Annotated in this window: 31 protein-coding genes; 13 read left to right on the plus strand and 18 right to left on the minus strand. The window is 56.9% G+C overall.

All coding sequences use genetic code 11. The annotated features are described in order from the left end of the window. Positions 1–94 precede the first annotated feature (94 nt). Positions 95–811: a ribonuclease PH gene (gene rph, locus OUO13_RS11165; RefSeq protein WP_283173968.1), complete on the plus strand. Its 717-nt coding sequence runs from the start codon at positions 95–97 to the stop codon at positions 809–811. A 61-nt stretch (positions 812–872) separates the two neighbouring features. Here the strand turns inward: rph and OUO13_RS11170 are convergent, their stop codons facing one another. Beyond that, on the minus strand, positions 873–1,649 hold the full coding sequence (locus OUO13_RS11170; RefSeq protein ID WP_283173969.1) for an exodeoxyribonuclease III: 777 nt from the start codon (positions 1,647–1,649) through the stop codon (positions 873–875). A 199-nt stretch (positions 1,650–1,848) separates the two neighbouring features. Between OUO13_RS11170 and pyrE the strand changes: the two genes are divergently transcribed. Further along, on the plus strand, positions 1,849–2,496 hold the full coding sequence (gene pyrE, locus OUO13_RS11175) for an orotate phosphoribosyltransferase (protein ID WP_283173970.1): 648 nt from the start codon (positions 1,849–1,851) through the stop codon (positions 2,494–2,496). After that, a complete protein-coding gene (locus OUO13_RS11180; RefSeq protein ID WP_283173971.1) occupies positions 2,496–3,221 on the plus strand; it encodes a hypothetical protein in 726 nt (241 codons plus the stop codon). The genes pyrE and OUO13_RS11180 overlap by 1 nt, the downstream gene beginning before the upstream one ends. A 25-nt stretch (positions 3,222–3,246) precedes the next feature. On the opposite strand, the gene slmA is transcribed toward OUO13_RS11180, so the two are convergent. The 4 genes from slmA to coaBC form a co-directional block, all read right to left on the minus strand. After that, positions 3,247–3,852 (minus strand): nucleoid occlusion factor SlmA, encoded by a 606-nt coding sequence (slmA, locus tag OUO13_RS11185; protein WP_283173972.1) that lies wholly within the window; start codon positions 3,850–3,852, stop codon positions 3,247–3,249. 16 nt (positions 3,853–3,868) lie between these two features. Beyond that, on the minus strand, positions 3,869–4,771 hold the full coding sequence (argB, locus tag OUO13_RS11190; protein WP_283173973.1) for an acetylglutamate kinase: 903 nt from the start codon (positions 4,769–4,771) through the stop codon (positions 3,869–3,871). Between the two features lie 129 nt (positions 4,772–4,900). Continuing rightward, a complete protein-coding gene (gene dut, locus OUO13_RS11195; RefSeq protein ID WP_283173974.1) occupies positions 4,901–5,356 on the minus strand; it encodes a dUTP diphosphatase in 456 nt (151 codons plus the stop codon). Between the two features lies 1 nt (position 5,357). After that, entirely contained in the window at positions 5,358–6,575 is a 1,218-nt protein-coding gene (gene coaBC / locus OUO13_RS11200) for a bifunctional phosphopantothenoylcysteine decarboxylase/phosphopantothenate--cysteine ligase CoaBC (RefSeq protein ID WP_283173975.1), read from the minus strand. A 104-nt stretch (positions 6,576–6,679) separates the two neighbouring features. On the opposite strand from coaBC, the gene radC reads away from it, so the two are divergent. The 5 genes from radC (at position 6,680) to OUO13_RS11225 (ending at position 9,846) form a co-directional block, all read left to right on the plus strand. Beyond that, positions 6,680–7,354 (plus strand): RadC family protein, encoded by a 675-nt coding sequence (gene radC, locus OUO13_RS11205; RefSeq protein WP_283173976.1) that lies wholly within the window; start codon positions 6,680–6,682, stop codon positions 7,352–7,354. Between the two features lie 200 nt (positions 7,355–7,554). Beyond that, positions 7,555–7,791: a 50S ribosomal protein L28 gene (gene rpmB, locus OUO13_RS11210; RefSeq protein WP_283173977.1), complete on the plus strand. Its 237-nt coding sequence runs from the start codon at positions 7,555–7,557 to the stop codon at positions 7,789–7,791. Between the two features lie 12 nt (positions 7,792–7,803). Continuing rightward, positions 7,804–7,962, plus strand: coding sequence for a 50S ribosomal protein L33 (rpmG, locus tag OUO13_RS11215; protein WP_283173978.1), 159 nt, complete (start codon positions 7,804–7,806; stop codon positions 7,960–7,962). Between the two features lie 124 nt (positions 7,963–8,086). Then, positions 8,087–8,911: a bifunctional DNA-formamidopyrimidine glycosylase/DNA-(apurinic or apyrimidinic site) lyase gene (mutM, locus tag OUO13_RS11220; RefSeq protein ID WP_283173979.1), complete on the plus strand. Its 825-nt coding sequence runs from the start codon at positions 8,087–8,089 to the stop codon at positions 8,909–8,911. Positions 8,912–9,030: 119 nt separating this feature from the next. Next, positions 9,031–9,846 (plus strand): outer membrane beta-barrel protein, encoded by an 816-nt coding sequence (locus tag OUO13_RS11225; RefSeq protein ID WP_283173980.1) that lies wholly within the window; start codon positions 9,031–9,033, stop codon positions 9,844–9,846. Positions 9,847–9,919: 73 nt separating this feature from the next. Here the strand turns inward: OUO13_RS11225 and ggt are convergent, their stop codons facing one another. From ggt to coaD, 3 genes are all read right to left on the minus strand, one after another. Next, complete coding sequence (gene ggt, locus OUO13_RS11230; RefSeq protein ID WP_283173981.1) at positions 9,920–11,665, minus strand: gamma-glutamyltransferase; 1,746 nt, start codon at positions 11,663–11,665, stop codon at positions 9,920–9,922. Between the two features lie 109 nt (positions 11,666–11,774). After that, complete coding sequence (locus OUO13_RS11235) at positions 11,775–12,032, minus strand: YfhL family 4Fe-4S dicluster ferredoxin (protein ID WP_283173982.1); 258 nt, start codon at positions 12,030–12,032, stop codon at positions 11,775–11,777. Between the two features lie 61 nt (positions 12,033–12,093). Continuing rightward, positions 12,094–12,597: a pantetheine-phosphate adenylyltransferase gene (gene coaD, locus OUO13_RS11240; RefSeq protein WP_283173983.1), complete on the minus strand. Its 504-nt coding sequence runs from the start codon at positions 12,595–12,597 to the stop codon at positions 12,094–12,096. A gap of 116 nt (positions 12,598–12,713) precedes the next feature. Here coaD and OUO13_RS11245 point away from each other — a divergent pair, with 116 nt between their 5' ends. Next, a complete protein-coding gene (locus tag OUO13_RS11245; RefSeq protein ID WP_283173984.1) occupies positions 12,714–13,802 on the plus strand; it encodes a DUF3080 family protein in 1,089 nt (362 codons plus the stop codon). Here OUO13_RS11245 and OUO13_RS11250 read toward each other — a convergent pair. The 4 genes from OUO13_RS11250 to OUO13_RS11265 are packed head-to-tail and all read right to left on the minus strand — an operon-like array spanning position 13,799 to position 16,938. Next, positions 13,799–15,739 carry a M48 family metallopeptidase gene (locus OUO13_RS11250; RefSeq protein ID WP_283173985.1) on the minus strand — a complete coding sequence of 647 codons (1,941 nt, stop codon included), beginning with the start codon at positions 15,737–15,739 and terminating at the stop codon, positions 13,799–13,801. The genes OUO13_RS11245 and OUO13_RS11250 overlap by 4 nt on opposite strands. 29 nt (positions 15,740–15,768) lie before the next feature. Next, positions 15,769–16,365 carry a LemA family protein gene (locus OUO13_RS11255; RefSeq protein ID WP_283173986.1) on the minus strand — a complete coding sequence of 199 codons (597 nt, stop codon included), beginning with the start codon at positions 16,363–16,365 and terminating at the stop codon, positions 15,769–15,771. A 33-nt stretch (positions 16,366–16,398) separates the two neighbouring features. Then, positions 16,399–16,722, minus strand: a complete 324-nt coding sequence (locus OUO13_RS11260) for a YdbL family probable chaperone protein (RefSeq protein ID WP_283173987.1) — start codon at positions 16,720–16,722, stop codon at positions 16,399–16,401. 9 nt (positions 16,723–16,731) lie between these two features. Then, a complete protein-coding gene (locus OUO13_RS11265; RefSeq protein ID WP_428982333.1) occupies positions 16,732–16,938 on the minus strand; it encodes a YnbE family lipoprotein in 207 nt (68 codons plus the stop codon). Positions 16,939–17,081: 143 nt separating this feature from the next. On the opposite strand from OUO13_RS11265, the gene OUO13_RS11270 reads away from it, so the two are divergent. Continuing rightward, positions 17,082–17,816: a substrate-binding periplasmic protein gene (locus tag OUO13_RS11270; protein ID WP_283173988.1), complete on the plus strand. Its 735-nt coding sequence runs from the start codon at positions 17,082–17,084 to the stop codon at positions 17,814–17,816. Between the two features lie 149 nt (positions 17,817–17,965). Then, the gene (locus tag OUO13_RS11275) at positions 17,966–18,364 is read left to right on the plus strand and encodes a c-type cytochrome (protein WP_283173989.1); all 399 of its coding nucleotides are present in this window, start codon (positions 17,966–17,968) and stop codon (positions 18,362–18,364) included. Between the two features lie 505 nt (positions 18,365–18,869). On the opposite strand, the gene speE is transcribed toward OUO13_RS11275, so the two are convergent. Next, positions 18,870–19,742, minus strand: coding sequence for a polyamine aminopropyltransferase (speE, locus tag OUO13_RS11280; protein ID WP_283173990.1), 873 nt, complete (start codon positions 19,740–19,742; stop codon positions 18,870–18,872). A gap of 196 nt (positions 19,743–19,938) precedes the next feature. On the opposite strand from speE, the gene speA reads away from it, so the two are divergent. After that, on the plus strand, positions 19,939–21,843 hold the full coding sequence (speA, locus tag OUO13_RS11285) for a biosynthetic arginine decarboxylase (RefSeq protein ID WP_283173991.1): 1,905 nt from the start codon (positions 19,939–19,941) through the stop codon (positions 21,841–21,843). 211 nt (positions 21,844–22,054) lie between these two features. Continuing rightward, complete coding sequence (locus OUO13_RS11290; protein WP_283173992.1) at positions 22,055–22,345, plus strand: hypothetical protein; 291 nt, start codon at positions 22,055–22,057, stop codon at positions 22,343–22,345. Positions 22,346–22,363: 18 nt separating this feature from the next. Here OUO13_RS11290 and OUO13_RS11295 read toward each other — a convergent pair whose 3' ends face one another. Genes OUO13_RS11295 through lptM form a run of 5 tightly spaced genes read right to left on the minus strand, consistent with a single transcriptional unit; the run spans position 22,364 to position 26,045 of the window. After that, on the minus strand, positions 22,364–23,086 hold the full coding sequence (locus OUO13_RS11295) for an HAD family hydrolase (RefSeq protein ID WP_283173993.1): 723 nt from the start codon (positions 23,084–23,086) through the stop codon (positions 22,364–22,366). 19 nt (positions 23,087–23,105) lie between these two features. Beyond that, the gene (locus tag OUO13_RS11300; protein ID WP_283173994.1) at positions 23,106–23,780 is read right to left on the minus strand and encodes a DUF484 family protein; all 675 of its coding nucleotides are present in this window, start codon (positions 23,778–23,780) and stop codon (positions 23,106–23,108) included. A gap of 25 nt (positions 23,781–23,805) precedes the next feature. Further along, the gene (gene dapF, locus OUO13_RS11305) at positions 23,806–24,639 is read right to left on the minus strand and encodes a diaminopimelate epimerase (RefSeq protein ID WP_283173995.1); all 834 of its coding nucleotides are present in this window, start codon (positions 24,637–24,639) and stop codon (positions 23,806–23,808) included. A gap of 5 nt (positions 24,640–24,644) precedes the next feature. After that, complete coding sequence (gene lysA / locus OUO13_RS11310; protein ID WP_283173996.1) at positions 24,645–25,895, minus strand: diaminopimelate decarboxylase; 1,251 nt, start codon at positions 25,893–25,895, stop codon at positions 24,645–24,647. After that, entirely contained in the window at positions 25,896–26,045 is a 150-nt protein-coding gene (lptM, locus tag OUO13_RS20060) for an LPS translocon maturation chaperone LptM (RefSeq protein ID WP_428982334.1), read from the minus strand. It abuts the gene before it with no gap. Between the last annotated feature and the right edge of the window lie 21 nt (positions 26,046–26,066).

Below are 26,066 nucleotides of genomic sequence, written 5' to 3' on the forward strand. Positions count from 1 at the left end.
CATGATAACGGCGCAGGCCGTTAGTCGCTATTCCGATGGCGAATACCGCTATAATGGCGGCCATACCAAGACGAGATAGCAAAGAGGATTACCTATGAGACCGAGTGGTCGTGCCAATGATCAGTTGCGCGAAGTACGGATTCAGCGCGGATTTACCAAACATGCCGAAGGATCGGTGCTGATCGAGTTTGGTGATACCCGGGTAATCTGTACCGCCTCCGTGGAAGCCGGTGTGCCACCGTTCCTGCGTGGCAAGGGCCAGGGCTGGATTACTGCCGAATATGGCATGCTGCCACGTGCCACCGGTTCCCGTAACCAGCGTGAGGCCGCCAAGGGCAAACAGCAGGGCCGTACGGTGGAGATTTCCCGTCTGATTGGTCGCAGTCTGCGGGCGGCGGTGGATCTGAACGCGCTGGGTGAAAACACCATCACCATCGATTGTGATGTAATTCAGGCCGACGGCGGTACTCGCACCGCGTCCATCACCGGTGCCAGCGTGGCATTGGCGGATGCCATCAAATGGCTGAAAGCCAACGGCAAGGTCAAGGGTGAACCCCTGAAGCAGATGATTGCTGCGGTGTCGGTGGGTATCTACAAGGGTGAGCCGGTTCTGGATCTGGATTATGCCGAGGATTCCAGCGCCGAAACCGACATGAACGTGATCATGACGGACACGGGCGGTTATGTAGAGGTGCAGGGGACTGCCGAAGGTGAAACCTTCCAGCGTGAACAGCTCAACGCCATGCTGGCGCTGGCTGAAAAAGGCATCGCTGAACTGTGCGACATGCAGAAAGCGGCACTGTCAGCCTGAGTGGCTGAATCCTTTCAACAGCCCCGTCTGTGATCACAGGTCCGGCACTCGCCGGGCCTGCTTATTCGTCGTCGAACTCGTATTCCACCATCACCGCAGCGTGATCACCAAACTTCAGGCTGCTGGTTTCAATACGGGCATCCACCACAAACTGGCGTACGCCAGGGCTGCAGATCTGGTAGTCCTTGCGCCAGCCATTCTGATTACGACGGGCGTTTTCGGCATCTGGCCACCAGGTAAACTGGTTTTCACCAAAGTTGGCTTCGCGGAAGGCGTCGGTGTAACCGGCCGGACCAAAGATCTGGTCAAACCATGCACGTTCTTCCGGCAGGAAACCCGGTGTGTTCTGGTTGGCTTGCCAGTTCGACAGGTCGATGGTCTTGTGTGCGGCTTCGAAGTTGCCACAAATAATAAATTCGCGACGTTTGCGGCGGTTTTTCTGCAGGTGATCCAGAAACTGCTTCTGGAACGCCAGCTTGTCTTCGAGGCTGTTAAAGGCATCGACCGGCGGAAACATGATCGAACCCACGCTGACATGCGGGAAGTCGGCCTGAATGTAACGACCTTGCAGGTCGCATTGCAGGAATGACAGGCCGGTCATGATGGCCTTCGGAACTTCCCGGGTCAGAATGGCAACGCCGGAATAGTCGTCGGCGTCGGCATCAAAAAAGTAGGCGTTGTAGCCTGGCGGGTAAACCGCGGCATCAGACAGCTGATACTCTTTGGCACGGATGTTCTGAATGGCTACCACGTCGGCATCGGCGCTCGCCAGCCAGGTGTAGAGCCCTTTGCTCACCGCCTGTTCCAATCCGTTTACCTGTAAAGTGATAACTCGCATACGTGGTTCCCAACTGATGATGCGTGTATCATAACCCATCACTCTGAGTGCAGGTAAACAGCCAGCTGTTCCGTTATTTCGATTGTCGTCGATTTTTATGGGCAGAGTGGCCTTGTCGCATGATTTTGCCTCTCTCAACCTGCCACCAAAACCGTTTTTTCCCCTGCGCTGCCGCGCGATGTTGACCTCAAGGTGTTAAATGAAAGCTTATCAGCAAGAGTTTATTGAATTTGCCATTCGTCAGGGCGTACTGAAGTTTGGTGAGTTTACCCTCAAGTCCGGTCGTGTAAGCCCTTATTTCTTCAATGCTGGCCTGTTCAACACCGGCGCGGCGCTGGCTCGTCTGGGGCGTTTCTACGCTGCAGCTCTGCAGGATTCCGGTGTGGCTTACGATGTGGTGTTTGGCCCGGCGTACAAGGGTATTCCGCTGGCAGCCTCCATGACCGTGGCGCTGGCTAACGACTTCGATCGTGATGTGCCATACGTATTCAACCGCAAGGAAGCCAAGACTCACGGTGAAGGTGGCAATCTGGTGGGGGCACCACTGCAAGGTCGTGTGGTGATTGTCGATGACGTGATCACCGCTGGCACTGCTATCCGTGAAGTGATGGGCATGATTGAGGGTACTGAAGGTGCTCAGGCCGTCGCAGCCCTGATTGCTCTGGACCGCCAGGAAAAAGGTCAGGGTGAATTGTCGGCCATCCAGGAAGTTGAGCGTGACTTCGGTATCAAGGTAGTGAGCATTGTGTCCCTGAACCAGGTTCTGGACTACGTGCTGAAAAAACCTGAACTGCAAGTGTATGCGCCGGCTATTCAGGCCTACCGCGCCAGCTACGGTGTAGCCTGATGCGCGCTGCCAGTCTGCTGGTTCTGTTACTGGCCGGACTGGCAACCAGTCCGGTTGATGCCGCCACCAAAAGCGGCATGAAAATGTACCGTTACAAGGTCGATGGTGTGCTGGTAATACGCGATAACGTGCCACCGGAATTTGCCAAGCTCGGTTACGAGGTGATTGGCAAAAACGGTATGGTGATCGAAGTTGTGCCTCCAGCCCCTTCAAGCGAGGAACTGGTCAAACGCCATGCCGCTCAAAAAGCTGAAGAAGATCGTCAGGCTCGTATTAAGGTCACCAAAGATCGTGATAGCAACCTGATGCGTCTGTACGAGCGTCCGGAAGACGTTGAACGTGCCCGTTTGCGCAAAGCCGAGGAAGTGAACAGTTATATTGCCCTGCTGGAAAAGCGTCTTGATAATTTCCGTTCCAAACTCGAACCTCTGAATGCCCAGAAAGCCGGTGCCGAAGAACACCAGCGGCCGTTACCGCCGGGTCTGGCTGAAGAAATTGCCGGTCTCGAAAAGGGTATTGCTGATGGCGAGAAGGATATTCGTGATCGTCGCGATGAACTGAGCCGAATCACCCGTGATTACGCTGAACAGTATGAGCGGGTACGGATTCTGCAGGTGTACCCGGCAGGTACTCTGGAAGAAGAAGTAGACTTTCAGAAGCTCGATGCCGAGTTGGCCAAACGCCAGACGACTCAGCCGGGTAACGGCAACAAGCCGAAGCAGTAATCTCCGGAGTGTGTGGGGTGTCAGGTCAGACCTGGCGCTCGCGCAACAGGGCTGGCTGTAATAACTGCCACTGCTCATCCCAACGGCCGGTTGGCGGCTGTTTGAATTCGCTGCGAACATATTGGCGAATACGCCCTTCAACCACTGCCGTCAGCAGGTTGGCCGTGGCGCTGGCGGTAACCATCGTCAGCTTGCCTTCATGTACTTCCGCATCGCGCAGAATCTGGCGCAGCTGGGTTTCCAGACGTTCAAATACCTGATGAATACGATCACGCAGACGGTCGGTTTCGCCGGACAGAGCGTCGCCGGATAACAGTCGGCACATGCCGGGATTTTTCTCGGCAAAGGTCAGAATCAGGGTCAGGGTGTGTTCTATCCGGCCCAGCGCGTCAGGGACGTCGGCGAGAATGCGATTGATACGGGTGAAGATCACTTCTTCGATATAGCTGATCAGGCCTTCGAGCATTTTGGCCTTGCTCGGGAAGTGACGGTAGAGCGCGGCTTCGGACACGCCAACCTCGCGAGCGAGGTTGGCGGTGGTGATGCGGGCACCCGGTTGGGTCTCCAGCATGTGCGCCAGGGATTGCAGGATCTGGTCCCGTCGCGACAGCTTTTCTTCCAACTTGGTCATGCCCGACAAACTCCTGTCAGCCTTTACGATTGGTAATCAGTGTACCCACACCTTCGTCAGTGAACAGTTCCAGCAGGGTAGAGTGGGCAACACGTCCGTCAATAATGTGGGCGCTGGTAACACCAGCGTGTACGGCGTCCAGAGCACACTGGATCTTCGGCAGCATGCCACCGTAGATGGTGCCGTCGGCGATCAGGTCATCAACCTGCTTGGTGGACAGACCGGTCAGAACCTGGCCCTGTTTGTCCATCAGACCAGCAATGTTGGTCAGCAGGATCAGTTTTTCCGCTTTCAGGACTTCCGCCACCTTGCCAGCCACCAGGTCGGCATTGATGTTGTAGGAAGCGCCGTCTTCACCCACACCGATTGGTGCAATCACCGGAATGAAGTCACTGTTGGTCAGCATTTCCAGCACCTTGACGTTAATGCTGGATACTTCGCCAACGTGGCCGATGTCGATGATTTCAGGCTTTTCCAGATCCGGAGTCGCTTTGGTTACGGTCAGCTTGCGGGCGTGCAGCAGCTGGCCGTCCTTACCGGTCAGACCGATGGCATTACCACCGTTCTGGTTAATCAGGGTCACGATGCTCTTGTTCACCAGACCGCCCAGTACCATTTCTACCACATCCATTGTTTCAGTCGTGGTGACACGCATACCGTTTACGAAGTGGCTCTCAATGTTGAGCTTGTTCAGCAGCTCGCCGATCTGTGGGCCACCACCGTGAACCACAATCGGGTTGATACCGATCAGCTTGAGCATAACCATGTCACGCGCGAAGCTGCTCTTCAGCTCCTCGTCGATCATGGCGTTGCCGCCGTATTTGACCACAATGGTTTTACCAACAAAGCGCTGCAGGTACGGCAGTGCCTGGCTCAGTACGTTGGCGGTGTTGACGGCAGCATCACGGGTTAATGGCATGGTTGGCTCCTGACGAGGGGCAAAAGGCAATAAATCAATGCGGGCCGGAGTATAACGCGACCCTGAATGGGTCGCTATGACCCATGCCCGGCTTGCGAATTGGCAACGGCCGGGCGTTTCAGTCAATGCTCAGTGGCGACCTGAGTGGCCAAAACCACCGGCACCACGTTCGGTAGCGGTAAATTCCTCGACCATCTCGAACTGCGCCTGAATGACAGGTACCAGTACCAGCTGGGCCAGACGTTCACCGATATTGAGGGTGAATGCATCCTGACCACGATTCCAGCAGCTCACCATCAGCTGACCTTGATAGTCGGAGTCGATCAGGCCGACCAGGTTCCCCAGCACGATACCGTGTTTGTGGCCCAGACCGGAGCGCGGCAGGATCACCGCCGCCAGTGACGGATCTTCAATGTAGATCGCCATGCCGGTTGGAATCAGCACGGTTTCGCCCGGCTGGATCACCATCGGCTCATTGATGCAGGCACGCAGGTCGAGGCCGGCGGAACCCGGGGTGGCGTATTCTGGCAGCGGAATGCTGTCGCCCAGACGTGGGTCGAGAATTTTCAGTTGCAGCTTGTGCACATTAGTCTCCGAGAACGGCAGTGTAGCGTTGGGCAATGGCCAGGATCAGTTCACGCGCCAGTGCCTGTTTGCTCATGGCGGCAAAAGCCTGCTCACCATCGGGCCAGTACAGGGTGACGGCGTTGTCGTCACTGTTAAAACCGATGCCCGGTTGGGACACGTCGTTGGCAACGATCATGTCGAGATTCTTGCGCGCCAGTTTGCCTTTGGCATAGGCCGCAACGTCAGTGGTTTCGGCGGCAAAACCGACGGTAAAAGGGCGTTCGGCATGGCTGGCGATGGTGGCAACGATGTCCGGGTTTTTCACCAGCGTCAGCTGGATTTCATCACCACTTTTCTTGATTTTCTGCTCGGCCACGGCGGCCGGGCGATAGTCGGCCACGGCGGCACTGGCGATAAAAATATCGCAATCACTGACCACATTAAGCGCCGCATCGAGCATTTCCAGTGCACTGCTGACATTCACCCGCTGGCAACGATCCGGCGTGGTCAGGGTAACAGGGCCGCTGATCAGGGTGACCCGGGCTCCCGCTTCCTGGGCCGCACGGGCGAGGGCGTACCCCATCTTGCCGGAGCTGTGGTTGCTGATGTAACGCACCGGGTCCAGCGCTTCGCGGGTCGGGCCTGCGGTAATCACCACATGACAGCCATCCAGCACAGCGGATTCAAACTGGCGCTCCAGCAAGGCGGTAATGGCTACCGGTTCCAGCATCCGCCCTGGGCCAATATCACCACAGGCCTGTTCACCGGCGTCCGGACCAAACACACCCAGACGTTCGCCGCGCAGGCGGGCGAGGTTGGCCAGATTGGCCTGGTTGGTTTCGGCGGCCCACATTTGCTGGTTCATGGCAGGCGCCAGGAACAGTGGCGCCGGACTCGCCAGCACCAGGGTGGTGAGCAGGTCGTCGGCCATACCGGCGTTCAGACGGGCAATCACATCGGCGGTTGCCGGGGCGATCAGAATGGCATCCGCCCAACGTGCCAGCTCGATATGACCCATACCGGCTTCTGCCGCCGGGTCGAGCAGGGTGTGGTGCACCGGGTTGCCGGATAAGGCCTGCAAGGTCAGTGGCGTAATAAATTCCATGGCACCGGCGGTCATCACCACGCGCACATCGGCACCGGCCTTTTTCAGTAAGCGCACCAGTTCGGCAGACTTGTAGGCAGCGATACCGCCGCTGATGCCCAGCAATATGCGTTTGTTGACAAGTGTTGGCATGTTTTTCCCTGCGGAGGCTGACAGGCGGTTGTTAGACTGGCGCGCAGTATAACGTAGAGCCGTGCCGGTACGAACCGCAGCGGCCAACACAGGGAGGTGTGGAAATGGCGATTACGGATTGGCCGTTGCATGAGCGGCCGCGTGAAAAACTGCTGCATCAGGGCGCTCAGGCGCTATCCGATGCCGAGCTGCTGGCGATTTTCCTGCGTACCGGCTTGCCCGGCAAAAGCGCAGTGGATCTGGCTCGTGAGCTGTTGCAGGAATTTGGCAGTTTGCGCGGGTTGTTAACCGCCGATCAGCAGAGTTTCTGCAAACCGGCTGGGCTGGGCACGGCCAAGTTTGCGCAACTGCAGGCGGTGCTGGAAATGGCACGTCGCCATCTGGCCGAACAGCTGCAAAAGGGCGATGCCCTCACCAGCCCCGATCTGACCCGTCGTTACCTGAGTTCGCGTTTGCGCGATCGTGATCACGAGGTGTTTGTGTGCCTGTTTCTCGATAATCAGAATCGTGTGATCCGTTACGACGAGATGTTTCGCGGCACCATCGACGGGGCGGCGGTTTATCCGAGAGAAGTTGTCAAACGTGCCTTGTCGTTGGGTGCTGCAGCCGTGATTCTGGCCCATAATCACCCATCCGGGGTGGCTGAACCGAGCCGTGCTGATCGTAGTATTACCGAACGTTTGCAACAGGCTCTGGGGCTAGTGGACATCAGGGTTCTGGACCATTTGGTGGTCGGTGATGGCGAGGTAGTTTCGTTCGCCGAACGGGGCTGGATTTGATACGTGGCACCACTGGTCAGACATTGCAGAAAATATGATCGTTTTGTGAGCTCTTGCTTGCCTGCCCCTGCTGGTTCTGGTATAAAGCGCAACTCTTTTCAGCCCGGGCCGGAAAAGTCGCCGCTTGTGAGTGGTGGCCAACGCCCACGGTTGCTAACGAATTAGTGTTGTTCGAACAGAATAGAATCGGGGCTAGATCCATGTCTAAGTTTTGTCAGGTTACCGGCAAGGGGCCGGCAGTTGGGAACCGCGTATCCCACTCACAAATCAAAACCAAGCGCCGCTTCCTGCCCAACCTGCAATACCACCGCTTTTGGGTAGAGAGCGAGAATCGCTTTGTACGTCTGCGTGTATCCGCCAAGGGTATGCGTATCATCGACAAGAAAGGCATCGATGCGGTGCTGGTTGAGCTGCGTACTCGCGGCGAGAAAGTCTGAGGAGCCTGAATTATGCCACGCGATAAAATCCGTCTGGTGTCCAGTGCCGGTACCGGCCACTTCTACACCACCGACAAAAACAAGCGCACCATGCCTGAGAAAATGGAGATCAAAAAATTTGATCCTGTTGTTCGTCAGCATGTGATCTACAAAGAAGCCAAAATCAAATAAGGCTTGTTTGTTGCTTGAAAAAAACCCGGCTTGCCGGGTTTTTTTTCGTCTGTCGTTTATTCCGGCCGCTGTTTTTTGCACAGTTCAGGTCGTCGCCCTTATCTGTTTCAGTGGAGATCCGGGAATGCCTGAATTACCCGAAGTCGAAACCACCCGCCGAGGCATTGAGCCCTGGCTCGCCAACCAGACCCTGCAAGCCGTTATGATTCGACAGCCGTCGCTGCGTTGGCCGGTGGATGAAACCGCCATGCAGGCGCTGGTTGGACGTTCGGTGCAGTCGGTGCAGCGTCGCGGCAAATACATTCTGGTCGGTTTTGACAGTGGCACGGCAATCTGGCATCTCGGTATGTCGGGGTCATTACGATTGGTGCAGCAGGATGAGCCGGTGCGTCTGCATGATCATATCGACTGGCAGTTGGCGAATGGCATGACCTTGCGTTACCACGATCCGCGGCGTTTTGGTGCCCTGTTGTGGCAACCAGAAGGTGAATTGCTCTCGCAGCTGGCCAGCCTGGGCCCCGAGCCGCTGGAGCCTGCGGCAGACAGCGGCCTGACCGCTGACTATCTGTATCAGCGCAGTCGCGGCAAAAGCCAGGCCATCAAGACCTTTATTATGGATTCCGCCGTCGTGGTGGGGGTTGGCAACATCTACGCCAACGAAAGCCTGTTTATGGCGGGTATTCGTCCGACCGTAGCGGCTGGCAAGATCAGTCTGGCCCGTTACGAGCGTTTGCTGGACTGTATTCGCGACGTGCTGGCCAAGGCTGTCACTCAGGGGGGGACCACTCTGCGTGATTTTGTGAACTCTGATGGCAAGCCGGGCTACTTTGCCCAGCAGCTGCAGGTATATGGTCGTGGCGGTGAAAATTGCCATCAGTGTGGTGGCATTTTGCAGGAAATCCGGCTGGGCCAGAGGGCCACGGTTTACTGTGTTCGATGTCAGCATTAGTGGCCAATTGAGCCGTTTGCAAAGCGCCGTCTTTGCCGTCAAGGAGTGTCAGTGACGAGCCATATAAGGGCTGATATAGTCGCCGCAATTCTCACATGGAGCCTGGAAGAGGATTCATTATGGCGGCACATTTGACCCCTGTTCGCGCTGGACTTGCCACTGCCTTGCTGGTGCTTACCCCGTTTGTAAATGCGGAAGTTGTTGAAGACAAACCCAGCGTTGGCGCCATGGTGGCCGATGTGGTTCTGGCTCGACCTCTCTACTTTGTGATGTCCCAGGCAGGTGCCGTTCTGTACACCGTGACCCTGCCGTTTTCGGCCATGGGCGGTAACTCGGAAGAAGCCGCTGAAGCCATGGTGATTACGCCGCTGCAAGCGACCTATACCCGTTGTCTGGGCTGTGGCAAATCACCGAATACCGTGGGTGAGCTGAAAGAAGGCGAAGGCAAGGAAATCGACAGTTTTGTGCTGTTGTCTGGTGGTCGTGTGGCCATGAGTGCTGACGGTGATGACAGTTCCGATCTGGGGCTGGGGATTTATTACGGTTCGCATTTTGCGCTGGCAGACAAGAGCCGTTTTGATGTGATGGCCGGTTACAAGGATTTCGGTAGTGTGAAGTTTGATACTACCCTTGGTACGGCGTCTGAAGACCTCAGTTCCTGGCAGGTGATTACCCGTGTTGGTCGTGCGCTGGATGCCAAATCCGACGTGATGTTCAAGTTGGGTCTGCACCGTTGGACTCTGCGGGAAGAACTGGCAGGTACGTCTGAAACAGCAACCGGTTATGGTCTGCTGTACGGTATCGGTCTGGATCATGAGATTGACCAGAACTGGCGTGCGGGTGTCGACTTCACGTACTACAACATCGAAGACAGTGGTCTGGATATCAAGGCAACGGTCACCACGCTGGATGCCACCATCGGTTATTACTTCTGATCAGCCAATAACGGCTGCAGAAACCAAAACGCCCCGCATTGCGGGGCGTTTTGGTTGGTGCTGCCCAGAGCGGTTATTGCGCTACAGCCGTTGCCGGTGCTGGCAGTTTGGCTGCCATCCCAATACCACGAGGGTCTGACGCCGCTGTAACCTCGCCAGAGCGCTTGTCGAGCAGAATGGCCTGCATGTTGCCATACTGACGCCCGGCTGAGCGTAAAACGTGTCCCATGGCTTCCAGAGCCTTTTGTTCGTCATCACTGAAGGCGCCGGGTTCATGCTCCAGCACGTCGGGCAGATACTGGTGATGGAAACGTGGCCGTGCGACCCAGTCTTGTACCGGTTTGCCTTGCAGGTGTTCCAGCATTCCCAGCAATACCATGCTGATAATCCGGCTGCCACCCGGTGTGCCGATAATGGCAGCGTCATCATCGGATACCAGAAAGCTCGGACTCATACTCGACAGCGGACGTTTGCCGGGAGCAATGGCATTGGCGTCGTTGCCGGTCAGGCCGTAAGCATTGGCTGTCCCCGGACTGGCCGAGAAGTCGTCCATTTCGTTATTGAGCAACACCCCGGTGCCCGCTGCGGTAAAGGCCGAGCCAAAGGGCAGGTTGATGCTGAGGGTGGCGGATACCATATTGCCCTGCTGATCGATGACCGAGAGATGAGTGGTGTGGAAGCCCTCGTCCTGCTGCACGGGTTGTCCCAGCTGAACACTGGGGGTGGCCTGTTGCAACGGAAGGTCTTTCAGCCAATGACGAATATGGTTGGGCGACAGCAGTTGTGAGGTTGGCACGGTGACAAAGTCAGGGTCACCCAGATAGTGGGCGCGATCGTAATAACCACGGCGCATCACTTCGGTGAGCAAATGCACCTGCTGGATCGGGCTCTGATCCTGCCAGTCGAGGGCTTTCAGCATTTGCAGGGTTTCTCCCAGCACAATACCGCCGGATGACGGTGGTGGTGCACTGATCAGGGTGTGTTCACCGAGGCGCACAATAATCGGCGAACGCTCCACAACCCGATAACTCTGGAGGTCGTGCAGAGTCCAGTCGCCACCGGCATTTTGAACCGCGGTGACCATGGCTTCGGCAACCGGGCCTTCATAGAATCCGGCTTTGCCTTCGTCGGCCAGTCGCTGCAGGGTATTGGCCAGATCAGGCTGGCGAATGAGGCTGCCCTGAGGCGGAATACTGCCATCTGCCTGCATAAACTGGCTGACACTGGCCGGGTAACGGCGCAGGGCATCCTGACGGAAGCCGAGCATTCGTTGGTAATGTTCTTCTACCGTAAAACCGTCACGGGCTTGCTGGATCGCAGGTTGCAGACTGGTGGCCAATGGCAGTTTGCCCCAGTGGGTGGCCAGATAATCAAAGGCGGCAGCCTGACCGGGAATGGCAGCAGCGGTGGGGCCGTTGATCGCACGATCGCGGTTTACCTCGCCGTTGCTGTCCAGATAGTAGTTGGCATGGGCGGCGGCGGGTGCGCGTTCGCGAGCATCAAGAAAGCGGTATTCATGCTGATCCGCCAGATACAGCAGCCAGAAACCACCACCACCGATACCGGCACTGTAAGGCTCAACCACGCCCAGACTGGCGGCTACGGCAATCGCAGCATCAATTGCGTTGCCTCCCTGGGCCAGAATATCCAGACCGGCTTTGGTTGCTTGCGGGTGAGCGCTGGCAACAGCGGCCTGATTCGGGGTATGGGGTACCGTGAGGGTATCGTCGTTCATGCTGCAGGAGCAAAGCCCTGCGACGAACAGTGGCAGCAGCCACAGGCGTGAGGTCGTGCGGATCTTTCCGGCGAAAAGGGTCATGCGTTTCCGACTTCCCTTCGAGGGAGCCGCTCCTGTTTCGGGGGAACGGGCAGTGTGATGATCGGGCCTTGCAAGGGCAAGACCCGATATCTGAACAGACCTTTCGGTCTCAGGAAACTTTCTTGCCAGTCAGACGTTCGTACTTGGCTTCCAGTTCTTCCTGGGTTTCCATGCGGTCCGGATCCTGCGGAATGCAGTCTACCGGGCAAACCAGCTGGCACTGTGGCTCATCATAGTGACCCACACATTCGGTGCACTTGGATGGGTTGATTTCGTAGATTTCTTCGCCTGCGGAAATGGCCTCGTTCGGACATTCAGGTTCGCATACGTCGCAGTTGATGCACTCGTCAGTAATAATCAGAGCCATGGTGTTTCTCTCCGTCAGGGTTAATGCAATGGGACGCAGGCCTGCTGTCAGAACGGTCTGATCAGGCCTTTGGGGTTTGGGCCTTGTTTTCGGCTACTTGCCGTTGTAAGGCTGCCGCTACCAGCGGATGTACAAAATTGCCCACATCACCTTCCAGTGATGCAATTTCGCGCACCAGTGTGGAAGAAATATAGGAGTGTTTTTCCGCCGGGGTCAGAAACATGCTTTCGACTGTTGGCGCCAGCACGCGGTTCATATTGGCGAGCTGGAATTCATATTCAAAGTCCGAAACCGCACGCAGGCCGCGCAGAATGATATTGGCATTACGCTGACGTACAAAATCGGCCAGCAGATTGTTAAAGCCGGTGACTTCGACGTTTTTCAGGTGTGCCAGAACATCGCGAGCCAGATTCACGCGCGTATCCAGATCCAGCATTGGACGCTTTTTCGGATTATCCGCAACCGCCACAATAATATGGTCAAACATGCGGGCAGCCCGTTCTACCAGGTCGGTATGGCCATTGGTAATAGGGTCAAATGTCCCCGGGTAGACAACAGTATTCATGGCTCTGGCCTCTGAGGTTTCAGGGTGGCGGCATAGTAAACAAAACCCCGCCTGCTCACAATAAAACGGCGGTGGCTGGTTAAGCTTTCATTATCAGGATCAAGGTTGGAGCGGTTATGACAGACCACAAATTGACCTTTATCCGCAGCATAACCCGTTGGCGTTTGCCATTACTGGTGGCGTTGTTGCTGGTGGGGGTTATATCGGTGCTGGCACCGGTTCTGTTACGCCAATGGTCGGATCTGGCCTGGATGATGGAATACCAGCAACGATTGCAGCGCGTGCTGGAACAACCTCTGCCAGTTGTTGAGGTGGCCCAGCCGCCGTCGTGGCCGGGCAGTCGTGCCCTGTTATTGCCGCTGGCGGATGCTGGCACGATCAATCTGATCGAGTTGTTGGGGATTCGTGAATGTGAACTGGCGGAAGCACTGGGTCGCCATAACAGCAGTCTTGGCAAGGTCGCAGGCAGCAGTGAGCAGTGGCGGCAAGCTGCGGAGTTTATACGGCTGGCTCCGGCCTGTATCCATCAGCTGCAGGCGTCAGATCCGGCGTTGGCGGGTCGTTTGCAGCAGGCGCTGGAGATCAAGCAACAGCAGCGCTTGCAGTACTGGTGGAATGCCTGGATCGCCGGGCCGGAATGGCAGGCGGCGGCCAGCCTGGCAGTGCCAGTGATCAGTCGGGAGGAAGCACGCCGGGGGCATCTGGCGGTCACACTGGCGACGCTCGATCAGGCGTTGGGCCAACAACAGCAGTGGTTGCAGGGCCAATGGCATGACGACGGCAGTCTGAATGATCAGTTGCAGGCTCTGCGTGAAGGCGAATCGATCGGACGCTGGCTGGTAACACAGGCGGCGTTAATCCGCAGTCTGGTGCAGATCAATCGCTTGTTGGCGGAACAGGGTGAACAGGTCTGTCCGCGCGGGCAAAAGACACCGCAGGGGGAAATCCTGCACAACGTGTTGCTGAAATTCTACGTGGCGCAGCTGCAGCCCTATCTGAGTGCCAACGACCGTTTTGGCAGCGTCTTGCTGGAGCGTCTGCAACAGGTGTGGCCGGGACCGGGACAACCTCCCCAGGCCTGGTCTGACTGGCTGGCGGGGTTACAACAGGCGCGCCAGCAGATGCTGGCGGCCAGTCGTGAACATGTCCAGCGCATGAGTGCCATCCTCGGTCGTTGCCAGCTGGTACCAGCTGCCAGCGACTAGGCTGCCGTCATAACCTGTTTGAGCAATGCATCGGGCATGGGTGTTTCGAGAATGGCGGCTAGGGTGCGAATCAGGTCGAACTCGATATCGCGCACTTCACCATCGGCCATGGCGCACGCCACCAAGGTTTTCAGCAGGCGCGCTTTCAGATGCGGATAGGCTTCGCGTAGCTGGGTTAACGCCTTGTTGAGGGATTGCAGGTCTTCTGTGCGTGGTTGTAGCTCCAGCCCCAGCGGCCCGAACGCGCCGTTGGGCAGCGCACTCTTGAAGGCTTTTTCGGCAGCCGACAAACCGTCGACGGTATTGTCATGGCCGTAATGTGCCAGCCACGACAGTACACAGGCGATAGCATCGGCAATCTGTTCCGGTTTGCTGTAACGCGCCTGTACCGGCATCACCGGATCAAAATGGGGTGCCAGATACTGCAACAGCAGGCGATACAGGCACCACTCAAACAGGTCAACATGGCCATCGGCCTTGGCCAGTTGCAACACCAGACGGTGGAATTGCAGATACTGGTCTGATGACATCTGTTTCAGGGCCGGAATCGACTGCTCTACCAGCAACAGGCGCATCCGTGGTGTCAGCCCCAAAGGCTGGCGCAGACACCGCAAAACGTCACGATACAGCAGCTGATCATTGCTGCGCAGAATCAGGTCGAGCTGACGCTCCAGTACGGTGTTGTTGTCTTTCGACAACAGCATTACCAGCACCAGTGCTCGCGCCTCGCTGGTCTGGCGTGCCATTTCGTGCAGCTTTTCTGGCAAACCGCCCACCGAGGTGCTGTTGCTGACGGTGGCTCCCGCCAGAGTGGCGGTGATGGCCAAGGCTTCAGCCTGACGATCAGCGGCCGGTCTGGCTGCTGGCACCTGCGGTTTTTCCACCATCGGTCGGGGGGGCAGAAAACGTCCATCCCAGTTGGGCTGAATGCGGCGAATACGTTCTTCCAGTGGTGGGTGAGTGGCGAAACCGTCGAAGCGGAAACGCATCACCTCGCCAAAAAACAGGTGGGCGGTTTCTTCCCGTTGCGGGCTGCTGATATGTGTACCCGACCCATAACCGATCACCTTGAGGGCACCGGCAATACTGTCCGGATTACGGGTGAACTGCACGGCGGATGCATCGGCGAGAAATTCACGCTGGCGTGATACCGCCGCCTTGATCAGATTCCCAAAAAACACGCCGATATAACCCAGCACCATCATGCCAACACCCAGCAGCATAAACAGCTGGCCGTTTTTGCGGTCACGGCTGCCGCCGTCAAGCAGCATGCGGCCAATCAGGGCGATAAACAGGATGCCGTGGAGGGCGGCGATGAGGCGAATGTTGAGGCGCATGTCACCATTGAGGATGTGGCTGAATTCGTGCGCGATCACACCTTGCAGCTGGTCGCGGTCGAGCTGTTGCATACAGCCGCGGGTGACACCAATCACGGCATCAGACGGCTGATAACCGGCAGCAAAGGCATTGATACTGGTATCCGGCAGCACATATACAGGTGGCACTGGCATACCGGCGGCGATGGCCATTTCTTCCACCACGTTGAGCAGGCGACGTTCATCCGGGTTGGTGCTGTCCGGGGTCAGACGGCGGCCACCCAGTGACTCGGCAACCGCCCGCCCACCACTGCGCAGACTGACCCATTTGAACAGGCTGACCAGACCAATCACCAGTAGCACAGCGGCGGCAATGGTCAGCCATTGTTGCAGATTAAACAGTGCCCACAGGTCGGCCGCAGCGGGCATGCCACCACCCGGATTACCCGAAGCCGATACGTAACGCTGGTAGCCTTCAACCGTATGGCGGTTGGTAAACCACAGAGTGGCGGCAACCAGCAGGTTCAGCAGGACAATAATCCCCAAAACGGCCAGACCAAACAGCAGAACCAGGCGGCCCGTGCGTTTACGGGCCTCGTCCTGGTGATTGAAAAAATCCATAGCAGGCTCTCGCAGTCAGCTGGCCGGGTTCAGAAGGCAACCTTGGGAGCTTGCTGGATCTGGGCGCTGTCGGCGAATTCCAGCAGGCGGGCATTGGTCGGGTGGCCAAACGCCGACGCCAGCAGTACCGGTGGGAAGGACTGGCGGTAACTGTTGTAGGCGGTTACTGCATCGTTAAAGGCCTGACGGGCGAAAGCGACGCGGTTTTCGGTGCTGGTCAGTTCTTCCGACACCTGCATCATGTTCTGGTTAGCCTTGAGATCCGGATAGGCTTCCATCACCACACTGAACTTGCTCATGGCACCGCTGAGGGCGGTTTCCGCACTGGCCAGCTGTTGCATGGCGGCGGCATCGCCCGGATTGGCGGCGGCGGCCTTGAGTCCGGCGGTGGCTTCGTTACGGGCCGCGATCACGGCTTCGAGCGTGGTACGCTCGTGTTCCATGTATTTTTTGGCGACTTCAACCAGATTCGGAATCAGGTCGTAACGACGCTTCAGCTGGACTTCGATCTGGGCGAAGCCGTTTTCATAACGGTTCTTGAGGCTGACCAGCTGGTTGTAGATAGACACCAGATAAACTGCCACAACAGCAATCACTACCAGCGTGATAATAGTCGACATATCCATGTTTTCCTTGAAATAACAATAAGATGGCGATGATTACTTACGGTTCCAGCTGCCGCTGGTGTCCTGATAATAAATGCCTTCTCCCATCGCCTTGGTGACCAGCTTTTCACCGGCAATGCGTTCAATATTGCCCAGTGCAGTGTTCTGCTTGTTGGCAATTTCCTGGTAGTGCTGCTTGCGCTGCTGGTTGATGGTGACCACCAGAGCGGCGGCTTCCTTGTTGCTGGTCACTACCAGACCAACATAACCATCGGGTTTTTCACCTACCAGACCCTGCTCACGAGCCTGGTCCAGATCGAGAGCCTGACAACCCACAGATACCAGCAGGGCAGTAATAGCGATCAGCAATGCTTTCATGATGTTTCCTCAGAACAGGCCGTCTTTTTCTTCAAACAGGTTATCGAGGTCTTTTTCGACCTTCACCCGCACTTCGTGTTCGATCTTGACGTTCAGGTTGATCGTGATCGGTTTTTCCGGTGCTGCAACCTTGAGAGTACAGGCGCTGAGCAACAGAGCGGCACAAAGCACCGTCAGCGGCATAACCTTGCCTGGCAAACGAACTGATGTCGGCATGATGGCTGTTTTCCTTATTCGTGATGTTCTTACTGTAACGACAGACGGAGTCAATGCAAGGACATAGCACGCAAGCCGGTGCAGGTGGCGGCCGCTGAGGGGCTGGTCTAGGGTTTTGAGGTTGAACTGACGGGAATTCTGCCGTGTTTGCCCGATTTCTCTTGCTGTTATTACTGTTGTGGAATGCCAGTTCGCTGGCCGATGTGGTGCGGATTGCGGCCGCGCAATCGTTGCCGCCCTATATCATCAGTGAATCCAATGCCGGTGCCGAACTGGATGTGGTGCGGGAAGCTCTGGCGCTGGTCGGGCACGAACTCGACCTGGTGTATGTGCCGTTCGGGCGGCTGGGAGCAACCCTGGGAACGGGCAGTGTTCAGGCTGCGTTCCCGCTACAGCCGGGTATCGGGCACGAGAATTTCTATTTTTCTGATGTACACATGGTATACGCCAACGCGGTGTACGGGCGGGCTGACCGGGAATGGGTGATTCATAACATTGCCGATATGGGCTGCTGTTCGGTGCTGGCTTTTCGTCAGGCCAAGATCATTCTGGGTGACGATTTCGAGAAAATGGCTATGCAAAATACCCGCTATACCGAAACGGCATTACAGCAAAGCCAGGTCGAAATGCTGGTCAGTGAGCGTATTGATCTGCTGGTTATGGATGAGAATATATTTCATTATTATTTGCGCCAATATCAGCGCCGCCAGTTTGATAAACGTGCGATACCGGAATTGGTAAGCCTTTATCGCTTTGATCCATCCCCTTACCGGGTTGCCTTTCTGGATCTGTCATTACGCAACGATTTTAACCATGGGCTGCAAATGCTGCGGGATAGTGGGCGTTACGATCTGATTTTGCAGCGATATTTCCAGTAATCCAGGAGCCGTTCCGGCTGTTCGACAGAACTAATACGATCGTCTCTTGCTTGTGGTCATGGCCATTGATTTCAAACCCCCGACAAATACCGCTATAATCCGTGCGATTTTTTTACTCGTGCCTTTTTCGCATTCAAGAGGACAACCCTGTGAAACAACTGCAAGCACTGATCCTGGCAGCCGCTACCCTGCTGTCGGCTCAAGCCTTTGCCGCTACTGCGGACGAAAAAATTGCCGAGCGTATCAAGCCGGTAGGTGAAGTATGTGTGGGTGCCGAGTGTGGTGGCGCGGTAGCCGCTTCTGCTGGTCCACGTTCCGGTGCTGACGTGGTTGCCGGTGCCTGTAACGCCTGTCACGGTTCTGGTCTGCTGGGTGCTCCGAAGATTGGTGACAAGGCTGCCTGGGATGCCCGTCTGGAAAAAGGTCTGGACGCTACTCTGAAAAACGCTATCAGCGGTATCAACAGCATGCCACCACGTGGTACCTGTGCGAGCTGCTCTGATGACGAACTGCTGGCAGCTATCAAGCACATGGCTGGTCGCGATTAATTCGCCGGACTGCTGTACAGCTGTTTGAAAGAACCGCCTTCGGGCGGTTTTTTTATGGGCGGCGTTTGGGGAGTCTGGCTGGGCCTCGATCGGATCTGGCGTCTGGCGGTGACGCGGCTTGTTAATTGGCTCGGCTGTTTGCCCTCTTGGGGGACCTTGTCCCCCCGGCCGGGCGGGCCTCCCCCTGCTTAGCCCTGCTGGGCTCGTGTCTCCGGAATTCCCCCGACAACGGCGTTTCGACCCCGACCCGATGGCACGTCCCTGTGCCAACGGGTCTGGCGGGGCATCCATGCCCCGGCCGGGTCGGCCGTTGCGGTGAATCCCGGCTCGCCCAGATGGGCAATTAACGGTGGCCAGCTGCGCTGGGCTAAATCTGTGTTAATTGATACTGGTCACCCGACGCCCGACGCCCGACGCCCGACGCCCGACGCCCGACGCCCGACGCCCGACGCCCGACTTCAGACTTCAGACACCCGACACCCGACACCCGACACCAGACACCCGATCAGTCGTCTCCCATGCCGAGGGCGCGGCGCATGAACTCTGGTACGGCGAGGGCGGCGGCGTGGATTTCGGCGTTGTAGTACTCGGTGCGGAATGGTTTTTCAGCGGAGTCTTCGATGCGGAAGCTGGTGACGTCGAGGTCCTGGCTGGCCATGGTGCAACTCCACCATCCGGTCGGGTAGATCGGCTGCGGGAATGGCACGGTGTGGCTGCTGCCGGCTCCGGCGTTGGACAGGTCGATGTGCATCTGTTTGATGATGGTGTTGGTGTGGTACAGCGGTGACTCTGATTGCTGCATCAGCAGGCCTTTGCTGCCGAGGGCGCGCAGGCAGTCACGGTAGAAGTCTTCGGCGAACAGGCCTACGGCCGGGCCGACCGGGTCGGTGCAGTCAACAATGATCACGTCCAGAGAGCCGGCTTCGCAGTCCTTGATCCACTGGATACCGTCGGCAAACATGATGTTGGCGCGTGGGTCGTGGTTGGATTCACACAGCTCCGGGAAGTATTTTTCGGACATGCGGGTCACCATCTCGTCGATGTCGATCTGCCAGACTTTCTCGACGGTCGGGTGTTTCAGCACTTCGCGCAGGGTGCCGCAGTCACCACCACCAATAATCAGCACACGACGTGGATCCGGGTGGGTGAACAGGGCGGTGTGGGCGAGCATTTCGTGGTACAGGAAATTATCGCGGGTAGTAACCATGTTACTGCCGTCGATTACCATCAGCTTGCCGTAGGTTTCGGTATCGTAGATTTCAATCAACTGATACTTGCTCTGCACGGAGTCCAGTTTCGCGGTCACCTTCAGGGAAAATGTGGAGCCATGCTCATGCATGACTTCGCTGGACCAGCCTTCTGCAAATGGTTGTGTCATATTGATTCTCGTAACTGTAAATCGGTCGGTGAGTACTGCTGTGTTGCTGGCGCAGGATCAGGAGCGGTTTTTGACCGGGGCAGGTGATGCCGTTACCCTGAAATACATTCCTGAAGGAACCTCACCGCGTTAATCGGCCTCAAACCTTACCCCATGAGTCGTTGAGCGCCAAGCCATTCGCCGACCAGGAGGTCATATGTCTACTGCCAAACGTCACTCCCATCCCGATCGTTATAATCTGCCGTTCTGGAGCGAAGGTTACGTCCGTATCAACGATGGCGGACACCTGTGTGTGCATCCGGATACCTCGTTGAATGGTGGTCTGGAACTGACCGGACTGGTGCGGCAGATTCGCGCCAATGGCTTGCGTTTGCCGGTGTTAGTGCGTTTTCCCGGCATCTTGCATCACCGTGTAGGGGTGCTGGTGGAAGCCTTTGCCCGGGCTCGCAGTGAATTCAGTTATCACGGCCAGTTTACGCCGGTGTATCCGATCAAGGTGAACCAGCAGCAACCCGTGGTGGAGCAGATTGTGCGGGGCCAGCAAATGGCCGGTATCGAGCGTATTGGTCTGGAAGCCGGTAGCAAGCCGGAGCTGATTGCAGTGCTGGCGCAGGCCCGTGATCACAAGGCCACTATCGTCTGCAACGGTTACAAGGACGCCCATTTTATCCGGCTGGCGCTGATGGGTGAAAAAATGGGTCATCAGGTGTTTCTGGTGATCGAGAAAATGTCGGAGTTGCCGTTGATCCTGCGTGAAGCGGATCGCCTCGGGGTAACACCGCGACTGGGTGTCCGCGCCCGTCTGGCTACGGTTGGCAAGGGTAACTGGCAGAACACCGGTGGTGAAAAATCCAAGTTCGGCCTGTCGGCTTTCCAGATTCTGAAAGTCATCGATTCATTGCGGCAGTTGGGCAAACTCGATGCCCTGCAGCTGCTGCATTTTCATCTGGGTTCGCAGCTCGCCAATATCCACGATATCCAGCACGGCCTGCGTGAGTGCAGCCGGATTTTCGCTGAACTAACCCATCTGGGCGTCAAGGTTCGCTGGGTCGATGTTGGTGGTGGTCTGGGGGTCGACTACGAAGGCACCCACTCACGCAGTTATTGCTCGATGAACTACAGCATGGACGAATACGCCCGCAAGGTAGTGGCGGCCATGAAAGACATTTGCCACGAAATCGGTGCGGAAGAGCCCAATATCATCAGTGAATCCGGCCGCGCCATGACGGCCCATCATGCGGTGTTGCTGACGGAAATCATCGACCATGAACGCCCGGACGAAGGGGTGATCATTCCCATCAATGAGGATGATCCGGCCTGCCTCAAGGGCATGTATCTGAGCCACGATGCCCTCAAGGAAACTCGCAGTTCTGGCGCGCTGGTGGAGCTGTATCACGATGTTCAGCACTGGATGGCCGACGCCCAGGCTGGTTTCAGTGCCGGGGTGCTGAATCTGACCCAGCGTGCCCGTATGGAAACCCTCTACGCCCGTTCCAGCCGTTTGTTATTGCAGCATCTGAATCCGGCCAACCGTACCCATCGGCCGTTAATCGACGAGCTCAACGAACGTCTGGCCGAAAAGGTCTTTGTGAATTTCTCGTTGTTCCAGTCGCTGCCCGACATCTGGGGTATCGAGCAGATTTTCCCAATTCTGCCGATTGATGGTCACGGCCACACCATGCGTCACCGTGCCGTTCTGCAAGACATCACCTGCGATTCTGATGGTCGTATCGAGGCTTATGTCGACGCCGAAGGGGTCGGCAGCAGCCTGCCGCTGCCGAGTGTCAGCAAGGGGGAGGTACTGGCGTTTTTTATGGTCGGCGCCTATCAGGAAATCCTGGGTGATCTTCACAACCTGTTTGGGGATACCGATTCGGTCGACGTGGTGGCCGACGATGACGGCAACCCGGTGCTGCGTAACATCCTGCAAGGCGACAGCGTCGCCAAGGTGCTGGATTACGTGAATTTTGAGCCGGACGACATACGGGCTGGTCTGATCAGCATGGTGGCGGCCAGCGATCTGTCGGATGAAGACAAGAGCCTGTTCCGTCATGAGTTATCGGAAAGCCTGTCGTCCTACACTTACCTGCAGCCGCACTGACCGGTGTTGCCGGTGATAGCGGATCATCCGCTGATCGCTGAATATCCAACGGGCCGGAATAGTCAGAATATTCCGGTTCGGGGGGATTGACAGTCAGGACATTTCGGGAAAATGTAGCGCCGCCGGTCGCCCCGGTGGCTGGCAGAATTCGCTGTATGTTCTATATGTATTGGCACAGGACCCGTTTGGGATGCAAGAAGAGGTGAACACAATGTCTGATGATGAATTTGAATCCCCGGATGACGAGATTGAATCGGACGAAGAAGCCGTCCTTGAAGAGGGCGAAGAAGACGAAGGCAGCGAAGAGCGAAATGCTGCCGTGGTTGCTGCTGCAGAGCAGACGCTGACCTCCACCGCGGCGCATCGCAAGTTACGCGAATCGCTGGCGAGTGATATCGAAGCGTTCCTGTCCCGTGGAGGGCAGATTCAGCAGGTCGACGATAACGTGATGGCCGACCCGCCGAAAAAACCACAATCCAATTATGGTAGTCGCCCTATCTGAGGCGGCTGGGCCGGGTTGTCAGTCGTGGGTTTCCAGACTGGCAACCAGCCGGGACAGCAGGGAAGGCAGGTCTCGCCAGTGATCCAGTTGCCACTGCGGTGGCAGCTGGTTGTCAGGCCAGGACTGGCCAAGCACGTTGACCCACAGGGTTTGCATACCCAGCTTGCGCGCGGCATCGATATCCTGTTCAGGATGATCACCGATGTGCAGTACTTCGTGAGCTTCCACGCCCGCGTGTTGTAACGCGGCCAAAAACAGATCGGGTGCCGGTTTGGCCGCGCCGGTTTGTTCCGCATTAAAGTGTTCGACCAGCAAATGGCGGATACCGGCCTGTTCCGTGTTGGCGTTGCCGTTGGTCAGGGCAATCAGCGGATACTGGTCACTCATCAGCTGCAGGGCTTCCAGCGCCCCTTCAAACAGATCGAGACGGCTGCGTTCGGCATAGAACACGGCAAAAGCTTCATCGGCAATGCGGGCGGCTTCATCGCGATCACAGCCTATTTGCAGGCAGACCCGGCGCAATGTTTCGAGGCGCAGCTTGCTGACCTGATGGCGCAGTGACGGATAACACTCGGCCAGATCCTTGCGGTACTGGTTAAAAGAATCGGCGTCGTAGAGGTCGGCCACTGCCGGACAAGATTGCACCAGATAATCGAAGCTGGCTTTTTCCGCCCGCAGGATCACCGGATCGGTTTCCCACAGGGTGTTATCAAGATCCAGGGTGATGAGTTTCAGTGCCAAGGTATGCTCCGGAGTTGAATCAGCGAGCCACCGGGGTCTGTTGCAGACGCAAGGCGAGTACATCGCAGATGTAATCGAGGAAAAGGGTGTCCATTGAGGTGCGATAGTGGCCAGGGTTGCTGCTGCCGAGGCTCAGTACACCAAAGTTGTCCTGACCACGGATCTGGGCCGATGCCACGGAACGCATGGTGGTGGTGTCCTGACCGAGCAGAGTAGCGATATCGCGGTTGTCGAGCTGCCCACAGATGGCACGATGGCCCTTGAACAGACGCAGAACGGCGCGTTGTTGTTCGTGGCTGCGGATGCCAATCAGTGGTCGTTCGATATTACGTTCAGTGAAGTGCAGCATGGCCCAGCTGTCGACGCCAAAGTCATTACGCAGGCTGTCGTCGAGGGCCGCTTGCAGGGCAAGCCAGCTGTCAGCTCCAATCAGCGCCAGAATCAGGCGGCGTGTCTTGCTGAACAGCTGGTCGTTGCGGCGGGCGTTTTCCAGCAGATCTGACAGGCGCTGGCGCAATTCGATATTCCGATCACGATGCACCTGTAACTGGCGTTCGATCAGGCTGGTGGCGGCGCCGGTTTCGTGGGGAATACGCATGTCCGCCAGCAGGTCGTCCTTGCCGATGAAAAACTCAGGATGATCCTGTAGATACAGTTCAACGTCGGCGTCCGTGAGTCTTGGCTGCTGGCTCATGCTGATCTTCTACCCTGTCTGACCGTTAGAGGTTGATACGTCCTTCGAACACGGTGACCGCTGGCCCTGTCATCAGGACGTTGGCTGCATCACCGCTCCAGTTTATCGTGAGGTCGCCGCCGGGCAAGGATACCTTGACGCCAGGTTGCAACCAGCCACGCAATTGACCGGATACCACGGCCGCACAGGCGCCGGTACCACAAGCCAGGGTTTCACCACTGCCACGTTCGAATACGCGCAGACGGATATGGTGCGGGTTCACGATTTGCATGAATCCGACGTTAACCTTGCGCGGGAAATATTCACAGGCTTCGATAATCGGGCCCCATTTCTCCACCGGTGCCGTGTCGACGTTTTCAACGCGGATCACCGCGTGCGGGTTACCCATGGATACTGCACCAAAGCGCACTTCACCGATACCGTTGATTGGACGACGGTACTCCGGCAGAAATTCTTCTGCCAGGAACGGAATCGCAGATGGGGTCAGAACCGGCTTGCCCATGTCGACCGTCACCTGACCATCGTCGGTCAGGTGCAGCTCCATGATACCTGCAGCGGTTTCAACCCGAATGTCGCGCTTGCCGGTGAGGTTCTGGTCGTAGACAAAACGGGCGAAACAACGGGCACCGTTGCCGCAGTTTTCCACTTCGCTGCCGTCGGCATTAAAAATGCGGTAGCGGAAGTCGACATCCGGGCGGGTCGGGCGTTCGACGATCAGCAGCTGGTCGAAACCGATGCCGAAGTTACGGTCGGACAGTTCACGTACCCGTTCCGGACGTACACGACCGGTCTGGGTGACCAGGTCGATCACCACAAAGTCGTTGCCGATGCCATGCATTTTGCTGAATTTGATACGCATGAGAATCAGCCTGGCAGTACAGACTCGCCCTGGAACAGCGAGGTCAGGGTTTCACGTTCACGCACCACAAACGCCTGGTCACCATCAACCATGATTTCAGCGGCACGACCACGGGTATTGTAGTTGGAAGCCATTACAAAACCGTAGGCACCGGCCGACATCACCGCCAGCACATCACCTTCGGCGATGGCGAGGTCACGATCCTTGCCGAGGAAGTCACCGGTTTCACACACTGGGCCAACCAGATCATAACGACGCACCGGCGCAGACGATTGTTCGTTTACCGGTTTGATGTCCTGCCAGGCTGAGTACAGCGCAGGGCGGATCAGGTCGTTCATGGCGCCGTCGATGATGGCGAAGTTCTTGTGTTCGTTGAGTTTCAGGTATTCAACGCGGGTCAGGAACACACCGGCATTGGCGGAGATAGAACGGCCCGGTTCAAAGATCAGTTTGAAACGACGCTCGCCCAGACGCTCCTTGATGGCCGCGATGTATTGCTGCGGAGATGCCGGAGTTTCGGCGCGATAGGTAACGCCCAAACCACCACCGAGGTCGAGGTGTTCAATCTCGATGCCTTGGGCTGCCAGCTCATCAACCAGCATCAGGACCCGGTCGAGGGCATCCAGGAACGGGGAAATATCGGTCAGCTGGCTGCCGATGTGGCAGTCAACACCAACAATTTTAACGCCTGGCAGGGTCGCCGCGAGGGCGTACACGGCTGGCGCTTTCTGGATGTCGATACCGAACTTGTTGTCTTTCAGGCCGGTAGAAATGTACGGGTGAGTCTGGGCGTCAACGTCCGGATTCACACGCAGGGAAATGTTCGCCACCTTGCCGAGGCTGCTGGCAACTTCGCTCAGACGCACCAGTTCGGCTTCGGATTCAACGTTGAAACAGCCAACACCAACTTCCAGTGCGCGCACCATTTCGGAAGCCATTTTGCCAACACCGGAGAACACCACTTTGGAAGGTTCACCACCGGCGGCCAGAACCCGTTCAAGTTCCCCCTGGCTGACGATGTCAAAACCGGCACCCAGACGCGCCAGTACGTTCAATACCGCGATGTTGGAGTTGGATTTGACGGAAAAACAGACCTGGTGTGGCCACTCGCCCAGCGCTTCGTCATAAGCCTTGAAATGGGCTTCAAAAGCGGCACGGGAGTAGACATACAGCGGCGTACCATGCTGTGCGGCCAGACTGGCCAATGAGGTTTGTTCGGCGTGCAGGCTGCCCTGCTGGTATGTGAATACTGACATTTACTTCCGGGGTTCCGTAGCAGGTTGGTCGGGCAGATACAGGGGGCCTTTCTGGCCACAGGCAACTGTGCCCGCCGTGGCTGCCAGCACAATCAATAACAGGTACAGGGGGCGCAGTGACATATAGGGTATCTCCGTAATGCTGGCCATTATACGGTTACCTTGTCGTGC

Source organism: Parathalassolituus penaei (assembly GCF_026626885.1).
Lineage (GTDB): Bacteria > Pseudomonadota > Gammaproteobacteria > Pseudomonadales > Oceanobacteraceae > Oceanobacter > Oceanobacter penaei.

Bases quoted from the DNA above. Each gene is read 5' to 3' on its own strand.
- speA (WP_283173991.1), top strand. From the start codon at position 19,939: ATGTCTACTGCCAAACGTCACTCCCATCCCGATCGTTATAATCTGCCG.
- coaBC (WP_283173975.1), bottom strand. From the start codon at position 6,575: ATGCCAACACTTGTCAACAAACGCATATTGCTGGGCATCAGCGGCGGT.
- OUO13_RS11235 (WP_283173982.1), bottom strand. From the start codon at position 12,032: ATGGCTCTGATTATTACTGACGAGTGCATCAACTGCGACGTATGCGAA.
- OUO13_RS11245 (WP_283173984.1), top strand. From the start codon at position 12,714: ATGACAGACCACAAATTGACCTTTATCCGCAGCATAACCCGTTGGCGT.
- rpmB (WP_283173977.1), top strand. From the start codon at position 7,555: ATGTCTAAGTTTTGTCAGGTTACCGGCAAGGGGCCGGCAGTTGGGAAC.
- lysA (WP_283173996.1), bottom strand. From the start codon at position 25,895: ATGTCAGTATTCACATACCAGCAGGGCAGCCTGCACGCCGAACAAACC.
- OUO13_RS11265 (WP_428982333.1), bottom strand. From the start codon at position 16,938: ATGCCGACATCAGTTCGTTTGCCAGGCAAGGTTATGCCGCTGACGGTG.
- rph (WP_283173968.1), top strand. From the start codon at position 95: ATGAGACCGAGTGGTCGTGCCAATGATCAGTTGCGCGAAGTACGGATT.
- OUO13_RS11170 (WP_283173969.1), bottom strand. From the start codon at position 1,649: ATGCGAGTTATCACTTTACAGGTAAACGGATTGGAACAGGCGGTGAGC.
- rpmG (WP_283173978.1), top strand. From the start codon at position 7,804: ATGCCACGCGATAAAATCCGTCTGGTGTCCAGTGCCGGTACCGGCCAC.
- OUO13_RS11260 (WP_283173987.1), bottom strand. From the start codon at position 16,722: ATGAAAGCATTGCTGATCGCTATTACTGCCCTGCTGGTATCTGTGGGT.
- pyrE (WP_283173970.1), top strand. From the start codon at position 1,849: ATGAAAGCTTATCAGCAAGAGTTTATTGAATTTGCCATTCGTCAGGGC.
- OUO13_RS11300 (WP_283173994.1), bottom strand. From the start codon at position 23,780: ATGAGCCAGCAGCCAAGACTCACGGACGCCGACGTTGAACTGTATCTA.
- OUO13_RS11255 (WP_283173986.1), bottom strand. From the start codon at position 16,365: ATGGATATGTCGACTATTATCACGCTGGTAGTGATTGCTGTTGTGGCA.
- OUO13_RS11180 (WP_283173971.1), top strand. From the start codon at position 2,496: ATGCGCGCTGCCAGTCTGCTGGTTCTGTTACTGGCCGGACTGGCAACC.
- speE (WP_283173990.1), bottom strand. From the start codon at position 19,742: ATGACACAACCATTTGCAGAAGGCTGGTCCAGCGAAGTCATGCATGAG.
- coaD (WP_283173983.1), bottom strand. From the start codon at position 12,597: ATGAATACTGTTGTCTACCCGGGGACATTTGACCCTATTACCAATGGC.
- argB (WP_283173973.1), bottom strand. From the start codon at position 4,771: ATGCCATTAACCCGTGATGCTGCCGTCAACACCGCCAACGTACTGAGC.
- radC (WP_283173976.1), top strand. From the start codon at position 6,680: ATGGCGATTACGGATTGGCCGTTGCATGAGCGGCCGCGTGAAAAACTG.
- ggt (WP_283173981.1), bottom strand. From the start codon at position 11,665: ATGACCCTTTTCGCCGGAAAGATCCGCACGACCTCACGCCTGTGGCTG.
- mutM (WP_283173979.1), top strand. From the start codon at position 8,087: ATGCCTGAATTACCCGAAGTCGAAACCACCCGCCGAGGCATTGAGCCC.
- OUO13_RS11225 (WP_283173980.1), top strand. From the start codon at position 9,031: ATGGCGGCACATTTGACCCCTGTTCGCGCTGGACTTGCCACTGCCTTG.
- lptM (WP_428982334.1), bottom strand. From the start codon at position 26,045: ATGGCCAGCATTACGGAGATACCCTATATGTCACTGCGCCCCCTGTAC.
- dapF (WP_283173995.1), bottom strand. From the start codon at position 24,639: ATGCGTATCAAATTCAGCAAAATGCATGGCATCGGCAACGACTTTGTG.
- OUO13_RS11290 (WP_283173992.1), top strand. From the start codon at position 22,055: ATGTCTGATGATGAATTTGAATCCCCGGATGACGAGATTGAATCGGAC.
- slmA (WP_283173972.1), bottom strand. From the start codon at position 3,852: ATGACCAAGTTGGAAGAAAAGCTGTCGCGACGGGACCAGATCCTGCAA.
- OUO13_RS11250 (WP_283173985.1), bottom strand. From the start codon at position 15,739: ATGGATTTTTTCAATCACCAGGACGAGGCCCGTAAACGCACGGGCCGC.